The sequence below is a fragment of the Microbulbifer sp. TYP-18 genome (assembly GCF_040932045.1).
Lineage (GTDB): Bacteria > Pseudomonadota > Gammaproteobacteria > Pseudomonadales > Cellvibrionaceae > Microbulbifer.
Genome location: NZ_JBFRBC010000076.1, coordinates 1 through 1,805, shown reverse-complemented (window position 1 = coordinate 1,805; position 1,805 = coordinate 1). Strand labels below are relative to the sequence as shown.

The window sequence follows — 1,805 nt, the reverse complement described above, 5'->3', positions numbered from 1 at the left end:
ACCCGACCGGCGCAAAATGCGTATGCACTCGCCTCCACTACCAATCAGCGTGTAGAAAATACGCAAACGGAAAGTGTGAGTGGCAGTGCCATTACGAATTCGTTTACCCGTCCACCTGTACAACCGTACACCTATGCGAACACGGCCATTATTGCGGAGCAGTTTACGGATTCGGAGACACAAGCCCTGACCGCAACTAGTTCGATAAATAGCCGGCCTGCCCAGTTAGAGGGAGGGCTCACTTTCTCGTCTACTGCGCTCCAGAATATTGGTGGCGCGCGATCAGAAAGTGAAACGGTGACCATTTATCGTGAACACACCAATGTCGATTCGACCAGTACCAGTACCAAGTTAAAGGCAGGGACCTTTACTGCGAGAACTGCTAGTACAGATTATACGAATGAGAAGTTTCATAGTTGGGTTATTTCTATCACGGTTTCTCGAACAGATGCTAGCTTGCCTTCCGGGTACGACGGAACTTTTTCTTATTCTGTAGGCAGCAGAACCTGGGACGGAAGCGTAGATCTGACGAGATATTTTGGCGATAACCTGCCAGCGGGTTCTTATAAGGTGGATGTGGTTGCTTCTGAGAAGCGGGAAAAGTTTCTTTATGTCAACCTTAATCCTGGAGAGCCCGGTGGTGAAGTATGGGCATGGATTCCGGACGGTACATTTATCAAATATACGTATTCTCAAAGTAGGACGCGTAATGTAGGGACCCGGATCAAGTGGTACGATCCCTCTACGGGTAAGAATAAAATTACCAAGTTCTATTACAGGAGTGGTAGCGGATCCTGGGTTGCAAAAAGTTTTTCGGCAAGTGGCCACTGGAATACAGCGAGCTTTGATAACCCCGCCAGCGGGACTTATAGCTTTCGTGTGGATTATCTTTCCGGTACTGAGGTTATGCTGCGTGGAGAGAATAGCTACACAACCATTGCGACTTCCAATCAGAGTAAAAGTACCCTGTTTAAGGCACAGGTCAAGTCTGTGTCTGGATCATCGGCTGTAAATAATTATTCAACCGCTACTAACATAACCTCCATTAAAGCAGTTGCCACGAATCAAGCTACCGGGCAGTCCTATACCACCTGGACTTATCCACAGGATATTTCTGGGGACGGCTTTGCGTGGAATGGCAAAATCAATTTGCGTATTGGGAGCAAGCTACCCAATGGTAAGTATGACGTTGCATTATCTATTACCAAGAGCGATGGAAGCACGTCTTCCGACACCTTCGTGTACGAGGAAGGGACCCAGTATTTTTATGATGCAACCGTGGTGACTTGGCCTGTTGCTGTCCAGCCTGATGGTGCTTCGGTTGTGTTTAAATATCGCAGCTCAGGCAGTGATAACTGGATTGACGCTTCGCCGGTACAGAATGGCGCCAATCACCAGGCAACACTAGAGGTGCTGGAGAGCGGTGACTATGAGTATTTGATAGAATATGTCAACGGCAACCAGGTGGTTAAATCCGCTACTGGAATTTTTGTGGTCAATAAAACTGGTAATGCCACCGACAGCAGTTCTTCTACTGCGAACTTTAGTTTTTCCTCCACTAAATATGTTGAGGTGGGCGCCTCTTCGCGGATATCTGGATATTTTAGCGAAGCTTTGGCTGGCACAACATCGCGAGTCGAAGTTACGGTCCGCGATAAATTGACTGGGGAGGTGGTTTCCACTGCTTCCTCTTTTCCCGCGGATTACCTGGCCTGGCTTAAAACGGAAAACCCCACTAATTATACCTATAACGGCAATCTCAATCTCTCCGAGGACTTTGTCCGTCACCGCTTTAACACCAGCCA

Annotated in this window: 1 protein-coding gene; it reads left to right on the top strand. The window is 47.9% G+C overall.

Going from position 1 to position 1,805, the window contains the following annotated elements; all coding sequences use genetic code 11:
* Positions 1-1,805: hypothetical protein (locus ABVT36_RS18930; RefSeq protein ID WP_368457954.1), on the top strand; the 1,805-nt coding region annotated here is incomplete at both ends.